Consider the following 22,434-nt stretch of genomic DNA (forward strand, 5'->3'; position numbering starts at 1 on the left):
GTGGACCCTCATGGCTGTCGTTGTCCTTCGCCGTGCCCAGGTTCCGAAACTTCCTTCTTCCTTCTCCGAGGAGACCCTCCAGTGCGCGAGCACGACTCTTTCGGCCCGTCCACCATGCGCCGCGGCCGCCGCAAGTTCGACGACGACGATTCCGACTTCGTAAGGCGCGGCCGGCTCGAGCCGCGGCTCACCGAGGATCCCGACCTGCCCGGGACCGGCGACCGCTGGTCGACGTGGGACGGTGCCCTGCACGGTCCCGCACCCCGACCGGACTGGGTCCGCACCGAGCACGGCGCCGTGGACACCGAGCTGGGCATGCTCAAGACCGGCAAGGAAGCCGATGTCCATCTCGTCCGCCGTGCGGTCCCGGCCACCGGCGAGGTCAGCATGCTCGCGGCCAAGCGCTACCGCGACGGCGACCACCGCCTGTTCCACCGCGACGCCGGCTACCTCGAGGGACGCCGGGTGCGCCGGTCCCGCGAGATGCGGGCGATGACCAACCGTACGGCCTTCGGCAAGGAACTGATCGCCGGCCAGTGGGCGGCCGCCGAGTTCGGCGCGCTGTCCCGGCTCTGGCAGGTCGGCCAGGAGGGCGGCACGATCTCGGTGCCGTACCCGGTCCAGCTCCTCGGCACCGAGCTGATGCTCGAGTTCATCGGCGACTGGGAGACCGGCGAGGCGGCACCGCGCCTGGCGCAGGTGCGCCCGGACCGTGACGGCCTCGAGGACCTGTGGGCCCAGATGGTGGACGCGCTCAGCGTGCTCGCCCGCGCGCAGCTCGCCCACGGGGACCTGTCGCCGTACAACACGCTGGTCCACCACGGCCGGCTGGTCCTCATCGACCTGCCGCAGGTGGTCGACGTGATCGCCAACCCGCAGGGCGGCGAGTTCCTCGCCCGCGACGTGCGCAACGTCGGGGCCTGGTTCACCTCGCGCGGGCTGCGGGTGGACGTCGACGAGGTGATCGAGCGGCTCTCCTACGAGGCGGGCCTGCGCTGAGCCGCGCGCGACTCGGTCCGCGGCCGCCGGCCATCCCGGCGGTCGGCCGCGCGCGATTCGGTCCGCGGCCGCCGGCCACCCGGCGGCCGGAGCCGGCGCCGCGTCACTGGAGGTAGTTCTCCACCTCGCCGGTGCTGTGGGCCCGCTCGGCGTCCGGGTCGTGGCCGGCCTCCCGGGCGGCCCGCCGCCGGCGCAGCAGGTCCCAGCACTGGTCGAGGGCCTCCTCGAGCTCCTGGAGCCGGGTGCGCTCCTCCTCGCCGGTGATCTCGCCGCGGCGGAGCTGCTCGCGCAGCTTGTGCTCCTCGTCCACCAGGCCGTGGATGCGGTTCAGCACCGTCTTGTCATCCATGGCGTGAGCCTACGGCCTGCGACGCAGGCACGGGTACGCCGACGCGAAACGCCCCGCCGTCCACCCGGGACGACGGGGCGTTTCGCGTGCGTACGGTCAGTTGCTGGTGAGCATCTTGCGCAGGACGTACTGCAGGATGCCGCCGTGGCGGTAGTAGTCCGCCTCGCCGGGGGTGTCGATGCGCACGACGGCGTCGAACTCCACGCCGGTGTCCGTGGTGACCTTGACCGTGCGCGGCGTGCGGCCCTCGTTGAGCTCGGTGACGCCGGCGAAGGAGAAGGTCTCGGTGCCGGTGAGGCCGAGCGACTCGGCGTTCTGGCCCTGCGGGAACTGCAGGGGCAGCACGCCCATGCCGATCAGGTTGGAGCGGTGGATGCGCTCGTAGCTCTCGGCGATGACGGCGCGGACGCCCAGCAGCATGGTGCCCTTGGCCGCCCAGTCGCGCGACGAGCCCGAGCCGTACTCCTTGCCGGCCAGGATGACCAGCGGGACGCCGGCCTCCTTGTAGGCCACCGACGCGTCGTAGATGGTGGTCTGGTCGCCGGTCAGGTGGTTGACCGTGAAGCCGCCCTCGACGCCCGGCACCAACTGGTTGCGCAGCCGGATGTTGGCGAACGTGCCGCGGATCATGACCTCGTGGTTGCCGCGGCGTGAGCCGTACGAGTTGAACTCGTGCCGGGGCACCCCGTGCTCGGCGAGGTACTTGCCCGCGGGCGAGTCCGGCTTGATGGAGCTGGCCGGCGAGATGTGGTCGGTGGTGACCGAGTCGCCGAGCTTGGCCAGCACCCGCGCGCCGGAGATGTCGTTCACCGGGCTCGGGTCGGCGGCCATGCCCTCGAAGTACGGGGGCTTGCGGACGTAGGTGGAGTCCTCGGACCATTCGAACGTCTTGCCGGTCGGGGTGGGCAGCGACTGCCACTGCTCGTCGCCGGCGAAGACGTCCTGGTACGCGGTGCTGAAGCCCTCGGCGCCGATCGCGTGGGCGATGACGTCGTCGATCTCCTTGGCGCTCGGCCAGATCTCGGAGAGGAAGACCGGCTTGCCGTCCGCGCCGATGCCGAGCGGCTCGGTGGTGATGTCGATGTCCATCGAGCCGGCCAGGGCGTACGCGACGACCAGCGGCGGGGACGCCAGGTAGTTCATCTTGACGTCCGGGTTGATCCGGCCCTCGAAGTTCCGGTTGCCGGAGAGGACGCTGACCGCGGTCAGGTCGGCCTCGTTGATCGCCGCGGAGATCTCCTCGGGCAGCGGACCGGAGTTGCCGATGCAGGTGGTGCAGCCGTAGCCGACCAGGTTGAACCCGATCTTGTCCAGGTACGGCGTGAGACCGGCCCGGTCGTAGTAGTCCGAGACGACCTTGGAGCCGGGGGCGAGGGTGGTCTTGACCCACGGCTTGCGGGTCAGGCCGCGCTCGACGGCCTTCTTGGCGAGCAGCGCCGCACCGATCATGACCTGCGGGTTCGAGGTGTTGGTGCAGGACGTGATGGCGGCGATGACGACCGCGCCGTGGTCCAGCTCGTACTCGACGCCGTCCTCGCCCTTGACCCGGGTCGGCTTCGAGGGGCGGCCGTTCGCGCCGGCCGCCGCGCTGAAGACGTGCGGCCTGTCGGCCGGGTCGTCGACGCCGTTGGCCGGCGAGTCGCTGGCCGGGAAGGACTCGGCGCTGGCCTCGTCGGCGTGGCCCTCGGGCTGCACGTAGTTCTTGAGGGCGTCGCGGAACATCGGCTTCGCGGTGTTCAGCGGGACGCGGTCCTGCGGACGCTTCGGGCCGGCCAGCGACGGGACGATCGTCGAGAGGTCCAGCTCGAGCTTCTCGGAGTAGTCCGGCTCGGCGTTCGGGTCCAGCCAGAGGCCCTGGCGCTTCGCGTACGCCTCGACGAGCTTGACCTGCGCCTCGGTGCGACCGGTGAGCTTGAGGTACTCGATGGTCTGCTCGTCGATCGGGAAGATCGCGACGGTCGAGCCGTACTCGGGCGACATGTTGCCGATGGTGGCCCGGTTGGCCAGCGGCACGGCGCTGACGCCGGGGCCGTAGAACTCGACGAACTTGCTGACCACACCGTGCTGGCGCAGCATCTCGGTGATGGTGAGCACCAGGTCGGTGGCGGTGGTGCCGGCCGGCGCCTCGCCGGAGAGCTTGAAGCCGACCACGCGCGGGATGAGCATGCTGACCGGCTGGCCGAGCATGGCCGCCTCGGCCTCGATGCCGCCCACGCCCCAGCCCAGCACGCCCAGGCCGTTGACCATGGTGGTGTGCGAGTCGGTGCCGACAACGGTGTCCGGGTACGCCTGCCCGTTGCGCTCCATGATCGTGCGGGCCAGGTACTCGATGTTGACCTGGTGCACGATGCCGGTGCCGGGCGGCACGACCTTGAACTCGTTGAACGCGGTCTGGCCCCAGCGCAGGAACTGGTAGCGCTCGCGGTTGCGCTGGTACTCCAGCTCGACGTTGCGGGCGAAGGCGTCCTCGCGGCCGAACAGGTCGGCGATGACGGAGTGGTCGATGACCAGCTCGGCCGGCGCGAGGGGGTTCACCTTGCTCGGGTCGCCGCCCAGGTCGTTGACGGCCTCGCGCATGGTGGCGAGGTCGACGACGCAGGGCACGCCGGTGAAGTCCTGCATCAGCACCCGCGCGGGGGTGAACTGAATCTCCACGCTGGGGTCGGCGGTGGGATCCCAGCCGCCCAGGGCCCGGATGTGGTCGGCGGTGATGTTCGCGCCGTCCTCCGTGCGGAGCAGGTTCTCCAGCAGGATCTTCAGGGAGTAGGGCAGACGGTCGTGCCCTTCCACCTTGTCGATCGTGAAAATCTCGTAGCTCGCGTCATCGACGCGCAGCTCGCTCTTCGCACCAAAGGTGTCGAGGCTGGCCACGTCATCTCCTTCACACCCAGCGACTGTGAGTAGTCCTCAGCAGTCTGTCGCACCGGTCACGGCCGCCCGCCAGTTAGGGCTACCTAACTCAGGGTTCACGTCTCCGGTAAACCGTACGTCCGTCTTGTTATTGCGTGCAACCCGGTCCGAAGGTTTACCGCCGGTGATCATCGGGAACACGGCGTTCCGTGCAGTCCTCTACCGAGCTCGACGCTCTCACCGACTTCTTCGGCCGCTACGGCTCCGCCCTGACCAGGGGCGACGTGGCGGCGGTGGCGGGGTGCTACGCGCTGCCCGGCCTGGTCGTGTCCGACTCGTATAGCTTCACCTTCGCCTCTCCGGCGGCGGTCGCGCTGTCGTTTCTCGGAGCGGCTCCGGCGTACCAGGAGCAGCAGATCGTGGCCGCGCACGCACAACTGCACGATGTGCAGTGGCTCAGTGACGCGCTGGCGCTGGTCGCGGTCGAGTGGGAGTACCTCGACAGCCTCGGCAACGCGGTGCCCGGCGAGCGCTACCGCTACCTGATCCGTGCCGACGTCGACGGGCCGCGGATCACTACGGTGATCGCCACGCGCTGAAAACCGTCGGACGCCGGTGCCATCATGGCCAGGTGACCACGATCGAGATCGCCCAGGCCGACGCCCTCACCGCGCCGCACCGGCCGCAATGGCTGGTCGTGCACTACCGGCGTGACGACGCGGGCTACGACGACCGGGTCCTGTATGCGTGGGGCGACATCGATCCGGCCGCGGTCACCGACTTTCCCGGCGGCAGAGCGTTCGCCGGCGAGGACGCCTACGGGCGCTTCGCCTGGGTCCGGCTCGCCGAGGGGGCCCGCGACGTCGGCTTCCTGGTCGCCGACCGTGCGGGCGCGAAGGACGTCGCCGAGGACCGCCACGTCGACCCCGCGGTCACCCCCGAGATCTGGCTGCGGTCCGGCGATCCCCGGGTGTACGCGAGCGCCGCGGAAGCCGGCGTCATCCTGCCCTTCGCGGAGGACGACGTCGCAGTCATCCACTACCGCCGCACGGACGGCGACTACCGCGGCTGGGGCGTCCACGCCTGGGAGGGCACGCCCCACAAGCCGGTCTGGCACCGCCCCCTGGCTCCCGCGCGCTTCGATGCCTTCGGCGCCGTGTTCCGGGTGCCGGTCCGGCCCGACGCGGCGGGCCTGCGCTTCGTCATCCACCGCGACGACCACAAGGACCTGCCCGACGACCAGCGCCTGGACTTCTCCGTGGGGCGCGAGGTGTGGCTGCTTGCGGGGGAGCCTGCGCCCGTACGTCCAGATCTGCGGTCCCTGGGTCCCGAGCTTGACCCGGCACGCGCGCTGGCGGTCTTCGTGGACCGCACCACCATCGCCCTGCCCGCCCGGATCGCCGAGCTTGCCGAGGGGTTCGCGCTGGTCGCCGCGGCCGGCGGCGACCTGCGCAGGGAGGGCGACGAGCTGTCCGGCGAGCGGATCATGCTGCCGCTGACGCCGCGACCCGGCGGGCTCTTCCAGGCGCAGAGCCGGAAGTTCCCGCACCTGCGGGCCTACCGGGCGTTCGCGGTGCCGGAGCTGGGTGACGCGGCCCTCGGCCACCTCCTGCGCGGGCAGTTGCTCGTGATCGGCCGCGACCACGCGGGGCACGTGGCCACCACCACCGCCGTGCAACTGCCCGGCGTGCTCGACGACCTCTACGCGGACGCCGCCGATGCCGCGCTGGGAATGACCGTCGACGGCGACCGGCCCACCATCGCCGTCTGGGCGCCCACCGCCCGCGCGGTCTCGCTCGAGCTGTCCCGCACGCCGGACGACGAGCCGAAGATCCTGCCCATGGAGCGCGACCCGGCGACCGGGGTCTGGAGCATCGCCGGCAAGCGCAAGTGGTTCGGGCGCTACTACCGCTACCGCGTCGAGGTGTGGCACCCGGCCGCTCAGCGGGTGGTGACCACCAGCGTGACCGACCCGTACGCGCTGTCGCTGTCGGCCGACTCCACCCACAGCCAGATCGTCGACCTCGACGACCCGGCGCTGTGCCCGCCCGGCTGGGAGACCCAGGCCAGGCCGCCCGCCGTGGCGCCGGCCCGGATGCAGATCTCCGAGGTGCACATCCGCGACTTCTCGATCGCCGACGCCACCGTGCCGGCGGCGCACCGCGGCACCTACCTGGCCTTCACCGACGAGCAGACGGCCGGCATGCGGCACCTGCGCATGCTCGCCGACGCCGGGCTGACCCACGTGCACCTCCTGCCCGCGTTCGACTTCGCCACCGTGCCCGACCGGCGCTCGAGCCAGGCCGTGCCCACCTGCGACCTGGCGTCGTTCCCGCCGGACTCGCCCGAGCAGCAGCACGCGGTCATGGCCGTCGCCGATCACGACGGCTTCAACTGGGGCTACGACCCGCTGCACTACACGGCGCCCGAGGGCAGCTACGCCACCGATCCCTGCGGCACCGCCCGCATCGTCGAGTTCCGCCGCATGGTCGCGGCCCTGCACGCCACCGGGCTGCGCGTGATCATGGACGTCGTCTACAACCACACGATGGCCGACGGCCTCGCGCCGTTCAGCGTCCTCGACCGCATCGTGCCCGGCTATTACCACCGGCTGCTGGACGACGGGACCGTCGCCGAGTCCACCTGCTGCTCCAACACCGCGCCCGAGCACCGGATGATGGGCCGGCTGGTGATCGACTCGATCCTCACCTGGGCGCGGCACTACCGGATCGACGGCTTCCGCTTCGACCTCATGGGGCACCACCCGCGGGCGAACATCCTCGAGACCCGGGCCGCCCTCGACCGCCTCGACGGCGGTCGTGACATCTATCTGTACGGCGAGGGCTGGAACTTCGGCGAGGTCGCGTACGACTCCCGCTTCGCCCAGGCGACCCAGGTCAACATGGCCGGCACCGGCATCGGCACCTTCAACGACCGCCTGCGCGACGCGGTCCGCGGCGGCGGTTCGCACGGCGACGACCCTTCGGTGCGCGGCTTCGCGACCGGGCTCGGCGCGGACACCCCGCTCGCCCTGCACGACCGGATCAAGGTGGGCCTCTCGGGTGGCCTGGCCACGTACCGGTTCACCACCCACAGCGGCGTCGAGCTGAGCGGCGCGCAGATCGACTACAACGGCTCGCCCAGCGGCTACACCGCCGCCCCGGGCGAGTGCGTGACCTATGTCGACGCCCACGACAACGAGATCCTCTACGACGCGATGGCGTTCAAGCTGCCGGCCGGCCTGCCGATGGCCGACCGGGCGCGGATGCAGGTGCTCGCGCTCGCCCTGGTGGTCCTCGGCCAGGGCGTCGGTTTCGTGACGCTCGGCACCGAACGGTTGCGCTCCAAGTCGCTCGACCGCAACTCGTACAACTCCGGCGACTGGTTCAACCAGATTCTGTGGAACGGCGCGGACGGCAACGGCTTCGGCCGCGGCCTTCCCCCGGCGGAGGACAACGAGGACAAGTGGCCGTGGGCCCGCCCGCTGCTCGCGAAGCCGTCCCTGGTCCCGTCGGCGGAGCACATGGACCGCACCGCGGCACGCTACGCCGAACTGCTCCGGATCCGCCGCTCCACACCGGTGTTCGGCCTACCCACGGCCGACGAGGTGCAGCGGCGCCTGACCTTCCCGCGCGGCGGCCCCGACGAGACCCCCGGTGTGATCGTGATGTGCCTCGACGGCACCGGCCTCGACCCGCGCTGGGGCACGGTCGTCACGGTCTTCAACGCCACCGGAGCCCCGGCCGAGGAGACGGTGCCGGAGCTGGCGGACGTCCGCCTCTGCCTGCACCCGGAACTCGTGGCGTCGGCGGACCCGCTGCTGCGCTCCGCCGGCGCCGACGGCGGCCTGCTCACCGTGCCGCCCCGGTCGGTGGCCGTATTCGTCGCCGACCTGGCTTGAGGGAGGTGACCCGCCAGCAGCGGCCTGTCGCACTCACCGCTGTTCGCCGGCCATCGTCGGCATGTCGGCAGTGATCAGGCCTGACTGCTGACCGAACGTCGCCTCTCGGCGGCAGTGGACTGCGGCTGAAGGTTCGAGTCGCGCTCAACGGGATGCGGCCGTCGCGAGGAGTCGGTCGCGCAGGAGCTCGTCGTTGATGACGATGTCGTCGTCGGCGCCGCCGACGGGCAAGCGCTCGTCGCGCGCGGCGAGCCGAGCTGCCTCCGCCGCCGCGCCCAGCTCGTGCAGCAGGGAGACCGCCGCGGCCGGGCGCCGGCCCTCCTCGATCGCCCGCACCACGACCGGCACCAGCTCACCGGCCGGCGCGCCGAGCCGCCACAGGGCACCGGCCGCCGCCACACCGGCCCACGGGTCGTCCAGCAGCTCCCGCAGCTCGGGCTTCCAGACAGCCATCTCGCCGCGCCACCCGCCGACCCCGCTCATTCCCGAGCCGGCCAGGTCGGCCACCACGGCGGCGGCCAGCACCGCGCGGTGCCCGCCGGCAGTGAGGACGGCGTGCAGGGTCGGGAGCGCCGCGGTCGTGTCTCCCGTCGCGGCGATCACCACCTGCGCCGCGAGGAGCTGCGCGGCGCATTGCGGTGGGCTGTCGGCGGCCTCCCCGGTCAGCAGCAGCTCGAACTCCGGCACCAGCGGCATCGCCAGCGGGCCGAGCAGCGCGACCACGCCGGGCGGCACGGGCGGGCGCGCGGTCAGCAGGGCCCGCAGGGCGGGCGCGGGGTCACCGGTGAGCCGGAACAGCGCGGTGGCGGCGAGCAGTCCTCCGGGCCGGGACGCGGCCGCCCGCAGCCCGGGAACCATCGGTGCACCTAGGTGGCCCACCGCCAGCAGCGCCCGGGTCGCCGCCTGTGGTGCATGCGGCAGCGCACCGAGCAGTTCCGGCACCACGTCCGCGGCTTCGGTCCCCCACCGGGCGACGATCTCGCACAGAACCCCTTCGGACCCGGTGAGGGCGGCGAGGCGCCGGCGGACCGCGTCGCGGACCTCGCTCGGCCACGGCAACGGCATCAGGGAATGCGGCAGCAGGGCCTCTCCCTCTCGGACCACCGGGTCGACCCAGCGCGGATCGCCGAGGAGCATCAGCGTCTCGACCGCCCGGCGCCGGGTGGCAAGCTCCGGCGACGCGGCCGCCACCTCGCCGAGGAAGCCGGCATACCGGGCCGCGGCCCGGCCACATCGGCGCAGCGCCAGCACCGCCTCGTCGCACGCCCGCGGATCGCGCACCAAAGGCTCCAGCAACGGTACGAGCAGTGCGGGCGCCGACCGGGACTCCTGGCAGCGCACGGTCAGCGCTCCCACAGCGGCGAGGCGGGCCTCCGGATCCCTCCCGGTCAATGCCGCCTGGTTCACCCCGTGGACGTCGAGCATCGGGGCACCCTACCCGTCGTGACCCGCGTGCCGTCGCACTCGTGCCGTCGCGGTGAGCCTCGCCGGCGGTGATGGCAGGATCGGGGCATGGATCTGGGCCTCGCCGACCGCGTCTACATCCTCACCGGAGCCTCGCGGGGCCTCGGCTTCGCCACCGCGCGGGCCCTCGTGGCCGACGGCGCGCGGGTCGTGATCTCCTCCCGGTCACCCGCCGGAGTCGAGGCGGCCATCGCCGCCCTGGGCGATGCCGCCGCCGGAGTTCCCGCCGATCTCACCGCTCCGGGCACGCCGGACCTGCTGCTGCGCACCGCGACCGAACGGTTCGGCCGCTGCGACGGCGCGCTCATCTCGGTCGGCGGGCCGGGCCAGGGCACGGCCGCCTCCCGCACCGACGACGAGTGGCGTGCCGCCTTCGAGACCGTGTTTCTCGGCGCGGTGCGCGCCGCCCGGACCTTCGCGGCGGCGCTGCCGGCCGGGGGCGCGATCGGCTTCGTCCTGTCCACGTCGTCGCGCACGCCGATCCCGGGCCTGGGCCTGTCCAACGGCCTGCGGCCCGGCCTGGCCGGCGTCGCCAAGGACATGGCCGACGAGTACGGCCCCCGCGGCGTCCGGGTGCTCAGCCTGCTCCCCGGCCGGGTGATGACCGACCGCAATCGGGAGTTGTTCGAGGCCACCGGCGACCCTGAACGCGCGGCGGCCGAGGCGGCGGCGTCGGTACCCCTCGGCCGGCTCGGGGAACCGGAGGAATTCGGCCGGGTGGCGGCGTTCCTGCTCTCCCCCGCGGCCGGCTACCTGACCGGCATCTCGGTGCCCGTCGACGGCGGCGCGCTGCGCACGCTTTGATCGGTCAGACCGGTCCGTACGGCGCGTGCGACGCGCCGGTGGTGAGGGCCCAGTAGCGGTCGCCGTACGACCAGTGCCACCACTCGGTCGGATAGTTCACCATGCCCACCGCGGAGAGCGCGTCGATCAGCAGCCGGCGGTTCTCGCCCGCCGCGGCCGCGATGTTGCGGGCATCGGTGAAGCAGGCGTTTCCGGACTCGACGGGAGTCGCGTCGATCGGCGTACCCATGTCGAGCTCGATGCCGTCCGCCGTGCACAGGGTGAGGTCGACGGCGCCGCCGGTGCTGTGCGGGGCCACCTCGACCGGGGAGACGAACTTGCTCGTCTCCACCAGCAGCCGCCCGGCCGGCCAGGACGGGTGGCGCCGGCGCAACTCGTCGCGGTAGCGGGTCCAGATGGCGTGCTGCGCCGCGTACGGCCGATATCCCTCGACGACCAGCAGGCGCAGTCCGTCCGGAAGCTTGCGCTGCGCGTCCACCAGCCGCGACGCGACCTCGGCGCGCATCCGGGCGTAGGAGCCCTCGGCGTCGGCGACGCGGCCGTCGAGCCTCAGTTCCGGCACCTCGCGCAGGTCGATCATCGGCTCGCCGCCGTCCACGCTGGGCACCGCGGCGACGCGGGGATCGGAGAGGAGGATCATCGTTCGAGCTCGTTCACGTACCACCGTCCCGTCGCAGCCCCCGCAACCTGCTTCTCCGGATCGCCGGTCGAGTGCCACGTCCGCTCGTCGCACCACACGGTCATGCTGCCTCCCGGGTCATGTTTCCGCCGCTCGCCAGCAGATCGGCGACGAGGGCGCCTTCGACGTTGCCGCCGGTGAGCAGGACGCCGATCGTACGGTGGATGCCGGGCTCGGCCACCCGCAGCGCGCCGGCGAGCGCGGCCGCGCCGGAAGGTTCGGCCAGGAGGCGCAGCTCGGAAAGGACCAGGCGGAACGCCTCGGAGATGGCGTCGTCGCCCACCCGCACCGCGCCGATGCCGGCCTCGTGCAGGATGTCGAAGGGCAGGGCACCGACGCACGTGGGCCGCAGACCGTCGGCGAGGGTCGGCGCCGGGACGACCGGCACCCGGCGACCGGCGGCGAGGCTGCGGGCCAGGGAGTCGCAGCCGATCGGCTCGACGCCGTACAGGTCGATGGCGCGGCCGGCCGCGGCCAGGCTCGCCCCGGCGGCGCCTCCCCCGCCCCCGACCGGCACGACGAGGGCGTCCAGCGGGGTGCCGGCCCGCTCCGCTTCCTCGATCAGCTCGAGGGCGGCCGTACCCTGCCCGGCGACCACGTCCGGATGGTCGTACGCGTCGATCACGGCGTACCCGGTCTCGGCGTGGATGCTGCCGACCAGCCGCAACCGCTCCTCGGCGCTCGCGCCACCCACGACGACGCGCGCACCGGCCGCCTCGGCCTGCCGCACCTTGGTCGGGGGAGCATCCGGCGGCAGGACCACGACGGCGGCGAGCCCGTGCCGAAGGGCGGCGAGCGCGACGGCCAGCGCGTGGTTGCCGGTGCTCTGGCAGACGACGCCGGTGGCACCCCCGGCCTCGGCCAGCCGGCCCACGGCGACGGTCGCACCCCGCATCTTGTACGAGCCCCCGTCCTGCAGGTTCTCGGCCTTGAAGAGCAGCCGTGCCCCGGCCCGGGCGTCGAGCGCCGCCGAGCGCACGACGGGCGTCCGCACCACCCGCCCTTCGAGGAACCGCGCCGCCTCCTCGACGTCGGCCCGCGCGAGCCGCCGCTGCGTGACCGCACTCCCCATGCCCGTCCCCCTGCCCATCGACCAACGGGCCCGAGTCTCACAGCGAACTTTCAGCGCGACCTCGGTCCGCGGGTAGATCATGCGAGCGGCGGGTCTGCGACTTTCGGTGGATAGGCTCGCCGCATGACGCCCCGGCCCGCGCCCCAGTCCTCGCCCGCGCCGCCGCATTCGCCTCCGCCCGCGCCGCCGCGTTCATCACCGCCCGCGCCGCCGCGTTCATCACCGCCCGCGCCGCCGCGTTCATCCCCACCCGCGTCCCCGCATTGGTCACCGCCCGCGCCGCCGCTTTCGTCGCCGCCGGTGCGGCCGACGCCCGCGGAGGTTGCCGCGGCAGCGGGCCGGACGATCCCGGATCTGGTCGGTCCCGGCCTGCAAGTGCTGTTCTCCGGCATCAATCCGAGCCTCTACTCGGCCGCGACCGGCCACCACTTCGCCCGGCCCGGCAACCGCTTCTGGCCGGCCCTGCACCGCTCCGGTTTCACGCCCCGGCTGCTGCACCCGTCCGAGCAGTGGTCGCTGTTGGAGGCCGGGCTGGGCATCACCAACGTGGTGGCCCGAGCGACCGCCCGAGCCGACGAACTGTCCACCGCGGAGCTGGTAGCCGGCGGCGAGATCCTGGCCGCGCTGGTCAGCCAGTGGCGGCCCCGGTTCCTGGCGGTGCTCGGCGTGACGGCGTACCGGACCGCCTTCGCCCGGCAGAAGGCGACGATGGGACCGCAGGCCGAGCGCATCGCGGGCGTCCCCGTGTGGGTCCTGCCCAACCCGAGCGGCCTGAACGCCCACTACACGGCCGAGACCCTCGGCGCGGCCTTCGCCGAGCTCAGAACGGCCGCCTGCCGGTGACCCCCCGGTCCGCGACGCGTTGCACGCCGGTACTGATCCCGAGCGTCTACCTCGGTCCGGCCGCGTGGCAGCCCGTCGCCGCGGCGATGCGTCGCCTCGGTCTGACGGCGGTGGTGCCCACGCCGCCGGTGCCCGCCGTCGCCGACCCCGCGGTGGTGCTCGCCACCCTGCGGGACCAGCTTCCGGAGCGGGACGACCTCGTCCTCGTGCCGCACAGCAACGCCGGGCTCTACGTGCCGGGGCTGGTGACCGACCCGCGGGTCCGCAACGTGGTGTTCGTGGACGCGGTACTGCCACCGCCGACCGGTGACCTTCCGACGGCCCCGGCGCCGATGCAGGACCTGCTCCGCGACCGGGTCGACGCGGACGGCCGGCTGCCGCCGTGGACCGACTGGTGGCCGGAGGACGACGTCGCGGGGCTGTTCCCCGACGCGGCGACGAGGCGCAGGGTGGCAGCCGAGCAACAGCGGGTTCCGTTCGGCTACCTCTCCGCGAGGGTCGACCTGCCGGCCGGCTGGGATCACGTCCCGGCGGCGTACCTGGCCTTCGGCGACGGCTACGCGGCAGAGCTCGCCGACGCGCGGGGCAGGGGCTGGCCGGTGCATGCCATGACCGGCGGTCACCTCCACATGGTGTGCGACCCGGAGGCGGTGACGGCCGAAATCCTACGGCTGGCGTCGGCGTCCACAGACCCCGCACGCCGTGGCGGCCTCGATCCACCCACGTGAACCCGACCGACCGCACCGGACCGCGGCGTCGGCCCACGTCCCCACCGGCCCCCAGCGGCCTCGCGCCGGCCTGGCGCCGGGTCGCGGTGGCCCGGAGCAGATCGGCCGGATCAAGGCTCGGCCGGAGATGGGCGGCTCAGGGCTCGATCGGTGTCGGGATCGGGATGATGACGGGTTCCACCTCCGGGGCGAGGGGGCTGCTGTCGGCGAACTGGGTGCGGTACAGCTCCGCGTACAGGCCGCCGGCGGCGACCAGGTCGGTGTGGTTGCCGCGTTCGACGATGCGGCCGTCGTCGAGGACCAGGATCAGGTCGGCCTCGCGGACGGTGGAGAGCCGGTGGGCGATGACCAGCGCGGTGCGGCCCGTGAGTGCCGCGGACAGCGCTCGCTGGACCGCGGCCTCGGATTCGCTGTCGAGGTGGGCGGTCGCCTCGTCGAGGATGACGATGGACGGCTGCTTGAGCAGGAGGCGGGCGATCGCGAGGCGCTGCTTCTCGCCGCCGGAGAACCGGTAGCCGCGCTCGCCGACCACCGTGTCGAGGCCGTCGGGCAGGGCACGGACGAGGGCGGCGACCTGAGCGCCGTGGAGCGCCTCCCACATCTGTTCCTCGGTGGCGCCGGGGCGTGCGTAGCGCAGGTTCTCCCTGATGGTCTCGTGGAAGAGGTGGGAATCCTGGGTGACCACGCCGATGGTGTCGCGCAGCGAGTCGAGGGTGGCGTCGCGCACGTCGATGCCGCCGACGCGGACCGCGCCCTCGGTCACGTCGTAGACCCGGGACACGAGCATCGAGGTCGTGGACTTGCCGGCGCCGGACGGGCCGACCAGCGCCACCATCTGCCCCGGCTCGACGGTGAAGTCGACGCCGCGCAGGACGGGCGCGTTCTCCGTCCGGTCCAGCGCCGTCACGTCCTCCAGCGTGGCCAGGGAGACCTCGGCGGCGCTCGGGTAGCGGAAGTGCACGTCGCGAAATTCCAGCCGGCCCGCTCCGGCCGGGATGGCGACGGCGTCGGGCTTCTCCTCGATGCCCGGCTCGAGGTCGAGCACCTCGAACACCCGGTCGAAGGAGACCAGCGCGCTCATCACGTCGACGCGGACGTTGCTGAGCGCGGTGAGCGGACCGTACAGCCGGGTGAGCAGCAGCGCGAGGGTCACGACGGTGCCGGCGGTGACGCTGCCGGTGACCGCGAGCCAGCCGCCCAGGCCGTACGTGAGGGCCTGGGCGAGGGACGCGACCAGCAGCATCGCCACGAAGAAGGTGCGGGAATACATGGCTTGCTGCACGCCGATGTCCCGGACCCGCTGGGCGCGCTCGCCGAAGCGGGCGGCCTCCGTCTCCGGCCGGCCGAACAGCTTGACCAGCAGCGCCCCGGAGACGTTGAAGCGCTCGGTCATCGTGGCGTTCATCTTGGCGTCGAGGTTGTAGGACTCGCGGGTGATCTCGGCGAGCCGCTTGCCCACCCGGCGCGCCGGAATGATGAAGAGTGGCAGCAACACGAGCGAGAGCACGGTGATCTGCCACGAGAGAGTGAACATCACGGCCGCGGTGAGCACGAGCTGGATCACGTTGCTGACCACGCCGGACAGTGTGGACGTGAACGCGCGCTGGGCGCCGGTGACGTCGTTGTTGAGGCGGCTGACCAGCGCGCCGGTCTGGGTCCGGGTGAAGAACTGCAGGGGCATGCGCTGGACGTGGTCGTAGACCCGGGTGCGCAGGTCGAGGATGATGCCCTCGCCGATGCGGGCCGAATACCACCGCTGCGCCAGCGACAGGAAGGCGTCCGCGACCGCCAGCGCGGCGATGGCGAGCGCGAGCCGGACGACGGCCGACGCGGCGTCGTCGCCGCCGGTGGTGATCGCGTTGATGACGTGACCCGCGAGCACCGGAGTGGCGACGCCGATGCCCGCGGCGAACACGACAGTGACGAGGAAGACGACGATGTCGCGCCGGTAGGGCCGGGCGAACCGCAGGATGCGCCGGGTCGTGCCCTGGCTGAGCCGGTGCTGGGTGACCCGGTCGGAATTCTGAATCGAGCGCAGCATGGCCCAGCTCGATCCACCGGACATAGGCCCCATGCGTCACCTCCCAGGCGTCGTTCTGCTCAGCAGGCCACAAGTGTGCCCGCTGGGTATGACAACCTGAGCGGTAACCCCGTTGTTCCGGCGCGGTCCTTACTCCATCCCCGCCAGATCACGCAGCCGGCGCGTCTGCGCCTCCCGTTCGGCCCGGTCCTGCTCGTCGTACGAGCGTCCCGGCGCCCCGGCCAGCAGCGCCTTGATCTCGGCGACCGCACCCACGTCCGCCGTCAGGACCGCCGCGGCGAGGTCCGAGACCGCGCCGTCGAGCTGGTCGCGGGGCACGACGGCGGTGGCCAGGCCGATCCGGTCCGCCTCGTCCGCCGCGATCCGCCGACCGGTGACGCAGATCTCCAGCGCCCGGGACGGACCGACGAGCTCGGTGAGCCGCTTGGTGCCCCCGAGGTCCGGGACGAGACCGAGGGTCACCTCGGCCATGGAGAAGCGGGCGTCGTCGGCCAGAATCCGCATGTCGCAGTTGAGGGCGAGCTGGAATCCGGCGCCGATGGCATGCCCCTGGACGGCCGCGATCGTGACCAGCGACGGCCGCCGCAACCATGTGAAGGCTTCCTGGAAGCCGGCAATCCGATCCGCGCACTCTTCCGGCGACAAGCGGGCTAGGACGGGTAGCGAAGAATCGCCCTCTCCCCGCGCCACCGACAAGTCGAGTCCGGCGGAAAAAGAGCGTCCCGCTCCTTGGACAATGACGACTCGGACCTCCCCCGGCATTTTCCGGGAAATGTCGACGAGCTCGGACCACATGGCCGGCGTCTGCGCATTGAGCACATCGGGCCGGTTCAACGTCACCGTCGCGACCGGCCCGTCCTGCTCATACCGAACACCGGCCTCGGATCCGGGGGTTACGCTGGTCGTCACGCCTTCTTCCGACGCCGTGCGCCGCCCCGCTGGCGCAGTTGCACGCCGGACTCGGTCAGCACCCGGTGCACGAAGCCGTACGACCGTCCGGTGGATGCGGCCAGGGCACGAATGCTCTCGCCGGAGGTGTAGCGCTTCACCAGGTCTTTGGCGAGCGTCTGGCGCTCGCTTCCGACGATTCGACGACCCTTCTCAGTGCTGGTGGCTGTGCCCGTGGCTGCCATGTTGAATCCTCACGTCCCAGACTGTGCGGTTCGATACGGTCCCACCTATTAGACCGCCTCCAACGATCATGCGCTAGGTATCTCGGCTTAGCGAACGTGCCCTTTTGGCGGTGTCAGGAACCCGACGATGACCACGCTCATCAATGTCAGACAGTTGCCAGTGGGTCCCGATCGAGCGCCAATGAAGCGCCTCGGACGCCTTTCGCGGGAGCTCCGGCACCGCTTCAGGCGCCGCCCCGACCGACCCGATCAAGCGTTGTTGACCTGCACAAACATCATCCGGCCGAGGGACCGACAACGCTGTCACGCAGCGTCTAACGAACGTTCACCCTGAGATACGATCTTGAGCTCACCGGGCCCCGCCGACCCGGTCCGGGCACGCCATCGTGAGGCCGTACGGGGATGGATGCCCGATCGACGTCGCACTGTCTGTGTGGGCACCAGTTGACAACTGACGATGCCCATGATCCCCGATCAAGCGCGGCCGTGTGGGCCGCGACGGACCGGGTCAGGCCAGCTCGACCAGCTCCAGCAGGTCGTCGCTCCAGGCATCCTCGTCGCCGTCGGGCAGCAGGATCGCCCGGTCGGGCTTCAGCGCCTGCACCGCGCCGGCGTCGTGGGTGACCAGCACGATCGCGCCCGGATAGTTGGCGATCGCGTCGAGCACCTGCTCCCGACTGATCGGGTCGAGGTTGTTGGTGGGCTCGTCGAGCAGCAGCACATTGGCGCCCGAGCAGACCAGCGTGGCCAGCGCCAGCCGGGTCTTCTCCCCGCCGGAGAGCACGCCCGCCGGCTTGTCGACGTCGTCGCCCGAGAAGAGGAACGCGCCCAGGATCTTCCGCAGCTCGGTGTCGGTCTGCTCCGAGGCGGCGCTGCGCATGTGCTCGAGGATGGTGCGGTCCACGTCCAGGGTCTCGTGCTCCTGGGCGTAGTAACCCAGCCGCAGGCCGTGCCCGGGCCGTACCTCACCGGTGTCGGAGTTGAGCAGGCCGCCGAGGATCCGCAGCAGGGTGGTCTTGCCGGCACCGTTCAGGCCGAGGATGACGACCCGGGACCCCCGGTCGACGTTGACGTCCACGTCGGCGAAGATCTCCAGCGAACCGTACGACTTCGAGAGGCCGGCCGCGGTCAACGGGGTCTTGCCGCACGGGGCCGGGTTGGGGAAGCGCACCTTGGCCACCTTGTCGGAGGCGCGCACCTCCTCCAGCCCGCCGAGCAGCTTCTCCGCGCGGCGGGCCATGTTCTGCGCGGCCACCGTCTTGGTCGCCTTGGCGCGCATCTTGTCGGCCTGGGCCATCAGGGCGCCGGCCTTCTTCTCCGCGTTGGCCCGCTCGCGGCGGCGACGGCGCTCGTCCGTCTCGCGCGACTCGAGGTACTTCTTCCAGCCGACGTTGTAGATGTCGACGACCGACCGGTTGGCATCGAGATACCAGACCTTGTTGACCGCGGCGTCGAGCAGCTCCACGTCGTGGCTGATCACCACGAGTCCACCCTTGTGCTGCGCCATGTAGCCGCGCAGCCAGGCGATCGAGTCCTGGTCGAGGTGGTTGGTCGGCTCGTCGAGCAGCAGGATGCCCTTGCCGTTCTGGCCCGAGTTGGCGAACAGGATCCGGGCCAGCTCGATCCGGCGGCGCTGACCGCCGGAGAGGGTGCCGATGGTCTGCGCCAGCGCGCGATCGGGCAGGCCCAGGTTGGAGCAGATCCGGGCGGCCTCGGCCTCGGCGGCGTAGCCACCCAGCGCGGCGAACTGGTCCTCGAGGGTGCCGTAACGCCGGACCAGCTTGTCGTCGGCGCTCTCCTCCAGCTCGACCTCGAGCTTCTGCATCTCGGCGAGGATCACGTCCAGCCCGCGGGCGGACAGCACCCGGTCACGGCCGGTGACGTTCAGATCGCCCGTACGGGGATCCTGGGGCAGGTAGCCGACCTCACTCGTCCGGCTGACCTCCCCCGCGTACGGCTGGCCCTCGCCGGCCAGGACCTTGAGGGTGGTGGTCTTGCCGGCGCCGTTGCGGCCGACCAGGCCGATCCGGTCTCCCGGTTGCACCCGCAGGGTGGCCGGGGACAGCAGGATGCGGGCGCCGGCGCGCAGTTCGAGTCCGGTGGCGGTAATCATGGGGAGACGTCTCGCTCTCGGGGAGAAGGCTGGCTCAGGGCACGCGGAAGCGCCGGCCGGTATATCACGCGGTCGGCGCGGGGCAAATCAGCCTTCGCAGAGCAGCACGCGACTAGTGTACCGGGCGGCCCGCGCGGCCACCTACCCGATTAGGTGGCGTGATCATCGGGTACACGCTCCCGCACACGTGCCGAGTACGCGTGCCGGTGCCCGGGAGGACGAGATGGAACTCAACGAGAACGCCGAGATCGACACGAGCCAGATCGACGACCGGCGCTCCTCCGGAGGCGGTGGAGGCGGCTTCGGCGGCCTACCCATCGGCGGCGGCGGCCTGACCGGCATCATCGTGACCGTGTTGATCGCCGTCGTCGGCGGATACTTCGGGATCAACACCCTCGGCGGCGACGGCGGGGCACCGCAGAGCGGCGACAACACAGAGTTGCAGCAGAAGTGCGCGCAGACGCAGAAGCTCCAGCAGCTCGACTGCCGCAACGCGCTGTACGTCAACGCGATCCAGGACTACTGGGTGGATGCGTACCCGCAGCACTTCGGCGAGCCGTACCAGCCGGCCAAGACGGTGTTCTTCGCCCGGGCCGTCAGGACGAAGTGCGGTGCCGCCGATTCCGGCGTCGGCCCGTTCTACTGCCCCGCGGACGACCAGGTCTACATCGACCTGACGTTCTACCGGCAGTTGGCGGACCAGCTCGGGGCGCCGGGCGAGTTCGCACAGCCGTACGTGCTCGCCCACGAGTACGGGCACCACATCCAGGACATCTCCGGCACCGAGAGCGCGATGCGCCGCGCCCAGCAGCGCGACCCCGACCAGGCGAACCCGCTGTCGGTCAAACTCGAACTGCAGGCCGACTGCTACGCGGGGGTCTGGGCCAAGAACGCGACCGGCGCCGACGACCGCAGCGGCCGCAAGCTGTTCAAGAGCATCACGCAGCAGGACATCCAGGAGGGACTCGACACCGCCGCTCAGATCGGCGACGACACCCTGCAGAAGCGCGGCGGAGGCACCATCAACCCGGCCGAGTTCACCCACGGCACGAGCGCCCAGCGGCAACAGTGGTTCCAGACGGGATTCGGGAGCGGTTCGCCGAAGAGCTGCGACACCTTCGCCGCGGGGGCCGTGTCCTGAAAACCCGTTGTCCGAGGGTGAGGGCGGGCGACACCATGGGCGCGTGACCGTACTGAGCCTGCTGAAGCCCACTGCCGCCGCCGCACCCGTCCGGGTGACGCGACAGCAGCGTGGTCCCGGCGGCCCTGCGGTCCCCGTACCCGTGTCATGACCGGCGCTTTCCTGGCCGGCGTCATCGCCGGCTACGGCGTCGCCGTGCCCGTCGGCGCCATCGCCGTCCTGATCGCCGGCCTCACCGCGCGCACCTCCCTGCGGGTCGGTGCGGCCGCCGGACTGGGCGCGGCCACCGCCGACGGCGTGTACGCCCTGCTCGCCGTCCTCGGAGGGGCCGCCCTCGCCGGACTCATCGCGCCGATCGCCGCTCCCCTGCGCTGGGCCGCCGCCGCGGTGCTGCTCCTGCTTGCGGCGCACACCGCCTGGTCGGCGCTCACCAAGCCGGCGACCACCCGCGAGACGGACCGGACCACCCCGATGGCGGCGTACGCCGGCATCCTGGGTCTCACCCTGCTCAACCCGGCCACGGTCGTCTACTTCGCCGCACTGGTGCTCGGCCGCGGCGGCGAGGGAGGGGGCGCCTGGTTCGTCCTCGGAGCGTTCCTGGCCTCGGCGAGCTGGCAACTGCTGATCGCCGCCAGCGGCGCCCTCGCCGGCCGCTTCCTGACCGGCGGCCGCGCCCGGCTCATCACCGCGCTGGCGTCCAGCGCCGTGATCGCCGTCCTCGCCGTCGCTCTGGTGGTATGACGGCGATCAGGGCGCGAGATGGTCGACGGTGTTGTAGCCCGCGAGAACAAGTCGTCCCGAGGACCCGTCGAACCGGGTGATCGAGGCGTTGCGGACGGGACCGGCGTCGGCCACCGCGGCCACGCCGTCCCAGTCCAGACCCTCGATGACGAACCGCATCATGAGCACCACCGAGTCGTGCGCGACCACCACCACCCGCCGCCCTGCATGCTCCCGGTGCAGATCGTCGAGAAAGGCGGCCACGCGCGCCGCGACATCCTCGAACGCCTCCCCGTTCGGCGGCCGGTAGCGGTACTCGCCGACGGCCGCCCGCCGCCCGGGCTCGTCCGGGAACCGCTGGGCGACGGCCGCCCGGGTCAGCATCTCCAGATCCCCGAGCAGCCGGTCGACCAGCCGATCGTCGGTCGCGGGAGCCGGCAGCTCCCGCCCGGATGCCTCCGCGGCGATCCGCCAGGTCTCGCGGGCCCGCACGTACGGCGACGTGACGACCACCTGAGGCACCCGAGCGGAAGGAAGCGCGGCGAGCCAGGCGCCGACCGCCCGCGCCTGCTCGACTCCCCACCGGGTCAGCGCCACGTCGGCGTCCCGGCCGGACAGTCCGGACTCCAGCAAGCCGGCCGCATCGGCCTCGGGAAAAGCCACGTTGGAGGCGCTCTGCCCGTGACGGATCAGCACCAGCTCGGCGACGACATCCACGATCATCAGCGTACGGGTCGAGCGTCGCGCACCAGGATCCGGACCGCCCGGGCCAGGGCGACGGCCTCCTCGAGTACGGCCCGCCGGGGTTCCGGCACGTCGAGGAAACGATCGTGGCGCAGCGGCACGAGGGCGGCGAGCGCCGGGGCGGCGAGGATCGTGTCCACCGCCGTACGGTCGCCGCCGGTGACCAGGACGCTCAGGGCGCCGGCCCCGGGAAGAAGGACCCGCGCCGCGACGGCCGCGCCATCCGCGGCGGCGGCCTTGGCCTGGTTGTCCCGACGGCGGGCGAAACGCTGCTGCGACCATCCGCCGGCCGCGGTGCGCCCCTGAACGTAATGCGTGTCGACCTTGGAAGAAAGAAGCTCGGGACCGTCCGCGATCCCGGCGGCGACGGCACCCTTGCGCGCCAGCAGCAACCCGATCCGGCGCGGCGCCGACGCCTGGAGATGCAGGTCATCGAGGTCGGCCACGGGCGGCGCGCCGGGCGGCGGGGAGAGCTCGGCGGTGGCGCCGTCCGTGCCCGTCAGCACCAGACCGTGCACAGTGTGGCCGCCGTGACGGGACGAGAAGTTCTCCACCCACCGGGCCAGGCGCTCCGGGGGCACATCGACCCACCGTCCCCCGCCGGCCGCCGGACGTGCGCTCATGAGCCTTAGCGTACGGCGGCGCGGTCCGCCCCGAGATCCCCACCGGGCGGCGGCTTCGGCGCGGCCCGCGGCTTCGGCAGCGCGGTGGACGCGCGACAGCGCCACAGGCAGCGCGACAGCGCGGCGAGGGCGGGCGGCGGCACGACGGGCACCGCGGCAGCGCGACGGGCACCGCGGCAGCGCGACGGGCACCGCGGCAGCGCGACGGGGCAGGCAGCGCGACGGGGCGG

General features: G+C 72.2%; 18 protein-coding genes and 1 pseudogene. 8 read left to right on the forward strand and 11 right to left on the reverse strand.

Annotation, left to right across the window (positions count from 1 at the left end):
• The first annotated feature begins 81 nt into the window (after nucleotides 1–81).
• Complete coding sequence (locus EDD30_RS09030) at nucleotides 82–999, forward strand: serine protein kinase RIO (RefSeq protein WP_071807323.1); 918 nt, start codon at nucleotides 82–84, stop codon at nucleotides 997–999.
• A gap of 103 nt (nucleotides 1,000–1,102) precedes the next feature.
• Here the strand turns inward: EDD30_RS09030 and EDD30_RS09035 are convergent, their stop codons facing one another.
• Both EDD30_RS09035 and acnA read right to left on the reverse strand, forming a co-directional pair.
• Nucleotides 1,103–1,348: a DUF2630 family protein gene (locus EDD30_RS09035; protein WP_071807324.1), complete on the reverse strand. Its 246-nt coding sequence runs from the start codon at nucleotides 1,346–1,348 to the stop codon at nucleotides 1,103–1,105.
• Nucleotides 1,349–1,444: 96 nt separating this feature from the next.
• Nucleotides 1,445–4,219, reverse strand: a complete 2,775-nt coding sequence (gene acnA / locus EDD30_RS09040) for an aconitate hydratase AcnA (protein ID WP_071807325.1) — start codon at nucleotides 4,217–4,219, stop codon at nucleotides 1,445–1,447.
• Between the two features lie 188 nt (nucleotides 4,220–4,407).
• Between acnA and EDD30_RS09045 the strand changes: the two genes are divergently transcribed.
• Together EDD30_RS09045 and pulA are read left to right on the forward strand one after the other, a co-directional pair.
• Nucleotides 4,408–4,797: a hypothetical protein gene (locus EDD30_RS09045; RefSeq protein ID WP_071807326.1), complete on the forward strand. Its 390-nt coding sequence runs from the start codon at nucleotides 4,408–4,410 to the stop codon at nucleotides 4,795–4,797.
• A gap of 89 nt (nucleotides 4,798–4,886) precedes the next feature.
• A pseudogene (pulA, locus tag EDD30_RS09050) lies at nucleotides 4,887–8,099 on the forward strand (pullulanase-type alpha-1,6-glucosidase); the annotation flags it as partial.
• Nucleotides 8,100–8,243: 144 nt separating this feature from the next.
• On the opposite strand, the gene EDD30_RS09055 reads toward pulA, so the two are convergent.
• Nucleotides 8,244–9,524 (reverse strand): hypothetical protein, encoded by a 1,281-nt coding sequence (locus EDD30_RS09055; protein WP_071803524.1) that lies wholly within the window; start codon nucleotides 9,522–9,524, stop codon nucleotides 8,244–8,246.
• Nucleotides 9,525–9,611: 87 nt separating this feature from the next.
• Here EDD30_RS09055 and EDD30_RS09060 point away from each other — a divergent pair, with 87 nt between their 5' ends.
• Nucleotides 9,612–10,367, forward strand: coding sequence for an SDR family oxidoreductase (locus EDD30_RS09060; protein ID WP_071803525.1), 756 nt, complete (start codon nucleotides 9,612–9,614; stop codon nucleotides 10,365–10,367).
• A 4-nt stretch (nucleotides 10,368–10,371) separates the two neighbouring features.
• Here EDD30_RS09060 and EDD30_RS09065 read toward each other — a convergent pair whose 3' ends face one another.
• Nucleotides 10,372–11,007 (reverse strand): M15 family metallopeptidase, encoded by a 636-nt coding sequence (locus EDD30_RS09065; RefSeq protein ID WP_071803526.1) that lies wholly within the window; start codon nucleotides 11,005–11,007, stop codon nucleotides 10,372–10,374.
• Between the two features lie 100 nt (nucleotides 11,008–11,107).
• Nucleotides 11,108–12,118 (reverse strand): threonine ammonia-lyase, encoded by a 1,011-nt coding sequence (locus tag EDD30_RS09070; protein ID WP_071803527.1) that lies wholly within the window; start codon nucleotides 12,116–12,118, stop codon nucleotides 11,108–11,110.
• Nucleotides 12,119–12,418: 300 nt separating this feature from the next.
• Between EDD30_RS09070 and mug the strand changes: the two genes are divergently transcribed.
• Both mug and EDD30_RS09080 read left to right on the forward strand, forming a co-directional pair.
• On the forward strand, nucleotides 12,419–12,961 hold the full coding sequence (gene mug, locus EDD30_RS09075; protein ID WP_071803528.1) for a G/U mismatch-specific DNA glycosylase: 543 nt from the start codon (nucleotides 12,419–12,421) through the stop codon (nucleotides 12,959–12,961).
• Nucleotides 12,958–13,689 carry a hypothetical protein gene (locus EDD30_RS09080; RefSeq protein ID WP_084556150.1) on the forward strand — a complete coding sequence of 244 codons (732 nt, stop codon included), beginning with the start codon at nucleotides 12,958–12,960 and terminating at the stop codon, nucleotides 13,687–13,689. The genes mug and EDD30_RS09080 overlap by 4 nt, the downstream gene beginning before the upstream one ends.
• A gap of 136 nt (nucleotides 13,690–13,825) precedes the next feature.
• Here EDD30_RS09080 and EDD30_RS09085 read toward each other — a convergent pair whose 3' ends face one another.
• The 4 genes from EDD30_RS09085 to EDD30_RS09100 all read right to left on the reverse strand — a co-directional run bounded on the left by EDD30_RS09085 (nucleotide 13,826) and on the right by EDD30_RS09100 (nucleotide 18,976).
• Nucleotides 13,826–15,763, reverse strand: coding sequence for an ABC transporter ATP-binding protein (locus tag EDD30_RS09085; RefSeq protein WP_394328213.1), 1,938 nt, complete (start codon nucleotides 15,761–15,763; stop codon nucleotides 13,826–13,828).
• A gap of 96 nt (nucleotides 15,764–15,859) precedes the next feature.
• Nucleotides 15,860–16,639: an enoyl-CoA hydratase/isomerase family protein gene (locus tag EDD30_RS09090; RefSeq protein WP_071803530.1), complete on the reverse strand. Its 780-nt coding sequence runs from the start codon at nucleotides 16,637–16,639 to the stop codon at nucleotides 15,860–15,862.
• Complete coding sequence (locus EDD30_RS09095; RefSeq protein ID WP_015620263.1) at nucleotides 16,636–16,863, reverse strand: helix-turn-helix domain-containing protein; 228 nt, start codon at nucleotides 16,861–16,863, stop codon at nucleotides 16,636–16,638. Before EDD30_RS09095 ends, EDD30_RS09090 begins: the two co-directional genes overlap by 4 nt.
• Before the next feature lie 508 nt (nucleotides 16,864–17,371).
• Nucleotides 17,372–18,976 (reverse strand): ABC-F family ATP-binding cassette domain-containing protein, encoded by a 1,605-nt coding sequence (locus EDD30_RS09100; protein ID WP_071803531.1) that lies wholly within the window; start codon nucleotides 18,974–18,976, stop codon nucleotides 17,372–17,374.
• Between the two features lie 223 nt (nucleotides 18,977–19,199).
• Here EDD30_RS09100 and ypfJ point away from each other — a divergent pair, with 223 nt between their 5' ends.
• Together ypfJ and EDD30_RS09110 are read left to right on the forward strand one after the other, a co-directional pair.
• A complete protein-coding gene (gene ypfJ, locus EDD30_RS09105; protein WP_071803532.1) occupies nucleotides 19,200–20,117 on the forward strand; it encodes a KPN_02809 family neutral zinc metallopeptidase in 918 nt (305 codons plus the stop codon).
• A 147-nt stretch (nucleotides 20,118–20,264) separates the two neighbouring features.
• Entirely contained in the window at nucleotides 20,265–20,858 is a 594-nt protein-coding gene (locus EDD30_RS09110; RefSeq protein ID WP_071803533.1) for a LysE family transporter, read from the forward strand.
• Between the two features lie 6 nt (nucleotides 20,859–20,864).
• Here the strand turns inward: EDD30_RS09110 and EDD30_RS09115 are convergent, their stop codons facing one another.
• Together EDD30_RS09115 and EDD30_RS09120 are read right to left on the reverse strand one after the other, a co-directional pair.
• Complete coding sequence (locus EDD30_RS09115) at nucleotides 20,865–21,560, reverse strand: histidine phosphatase family protein (RefSeq protein WP_084556151.1); 696 nt, start codon at nucleotides 21,558–21,560, stop codon at nucleotides 20,865–20,867.
• The gene (locus EDD30_RS09120; protein ID WP_071803534.1) at nucleotides 21,560–22,204 is read right to left on the reverse strand and encodes an acVLRF1 family peptidyl-tRNA hydrolase; all 645 of its coding nucleotides are present in this window, start codon (nucleotides 22,202–22,204) and stop codon (nucleotides 21,560–21,562) included. Before EDD30_RS09120 ends, EDD30_RS09115 begins: the two co-directional genes overlap by 1 nt.
• Nucleotides 22,205–22,434: the final 230 nt, after the last annotated feature.

Source organism: Couchioplanes caeruleus, from assembly GCF_003751945.1.
GTDB lineage: Bacteria > Actinomycetota > Actinomycetes > Mycobacteriales > Micromonosporaceae > Actinoplanes > Actinoplanes caeruleus.

What these genes read in the sequence shown, in the direction of transcription:
- EDD30_RS09060 (WP_071803525.1), top strand. Translation starts at nt 9,612, where the DNA reads ATGGATCTGGGCCTCGCCGACCGCGTCTACATCCTCACCGGAGCCTCG.
- EDD30_RS09100 (WP_071803531.1), bottom strand. Translation starts at nt 18,976, where the DNA reads ATGATTACCGCCACCGGACTCGAACTGCGCGCCGGCGCCCGCATCCTG.
- EDD30_RS09085 (WP_394328213.1), bottom strand. Translation starts at nt 15,763, where the DNA reads ATGGGGCCTATGTCCGGTGGATCGAGCTGGGCCATGCTGCGCTCGATT.
- EDD30_RS09070 (WP_071803527.1), bottom strand. Translation starts at nt 12,118, where the DNA reads ATGGGGAGTGCGGTCACGCAGCGGCGGCTCGCGCGGGCCGACGTCGAG.
- EDD30_RS09095 (WP_015620263.1), bottom strand. Translation starts at nt 16,863, where the DNA reads ATGGCAGCCACGGGCACAGCCACCAGCACTGAGAAGGGTCGTCGAATC.
- EDD30_RS09055 (WP_071803524.1), bottom strand. Translation starts at nt 9,524, where the DNA reads ATGCTCGACGTCCACGGGGTGAACCAGGCGGCATTGACCGGGAGGGAT.
- EDD30_RS09110 (WP_071803533.1), top strand. Translation starts at nt 20,265, where the DNA reads ATGACCGGCGCTTTCCTGGCCGGCGTCATCGCCGGCTACGGCGTCGCC.
- ypfJ (WP_071803532.1), top strand. Translation starts at nt 19,200, where the DNA reads ATGGAACTCAACGAGAACGCCGAGATCGACACGAGCCAGATCGACGAC.
- EDD30_RS09115 (WP_084556151.1), bottom strand. Translation starts at nt 21,560, where the DNA reads ATGATCGTGGATGTCGTCGCCGAGCTGGTGCTGATCCGTCACGGGCAG.
- EDD30_RS09035 (WP_071807324.1), bottom strand. Translation starts at nt 1,348, where the DNA reads ATGGATGACAAGACGGTGCTGAACCGCATCCACGGCCTGGTGGACGAG.
- EDD30_RS09120 (WP_071803534.1), bottom strand. Translation starts at nt 22,204, where the DNA reads ATGAGCGCACGTCCGGCGGCCGGCGGGGGACGGTGGGTCGATGTGCCC.
- EDD30_RS09065 (WP_071803526.1), bottom strand. Translation starts at nt 11,007, where the DNA reads ATGATCCTCCTCTCCGATCCCCGCGTCGCCGCGGTGCCCAGCGTGGAC.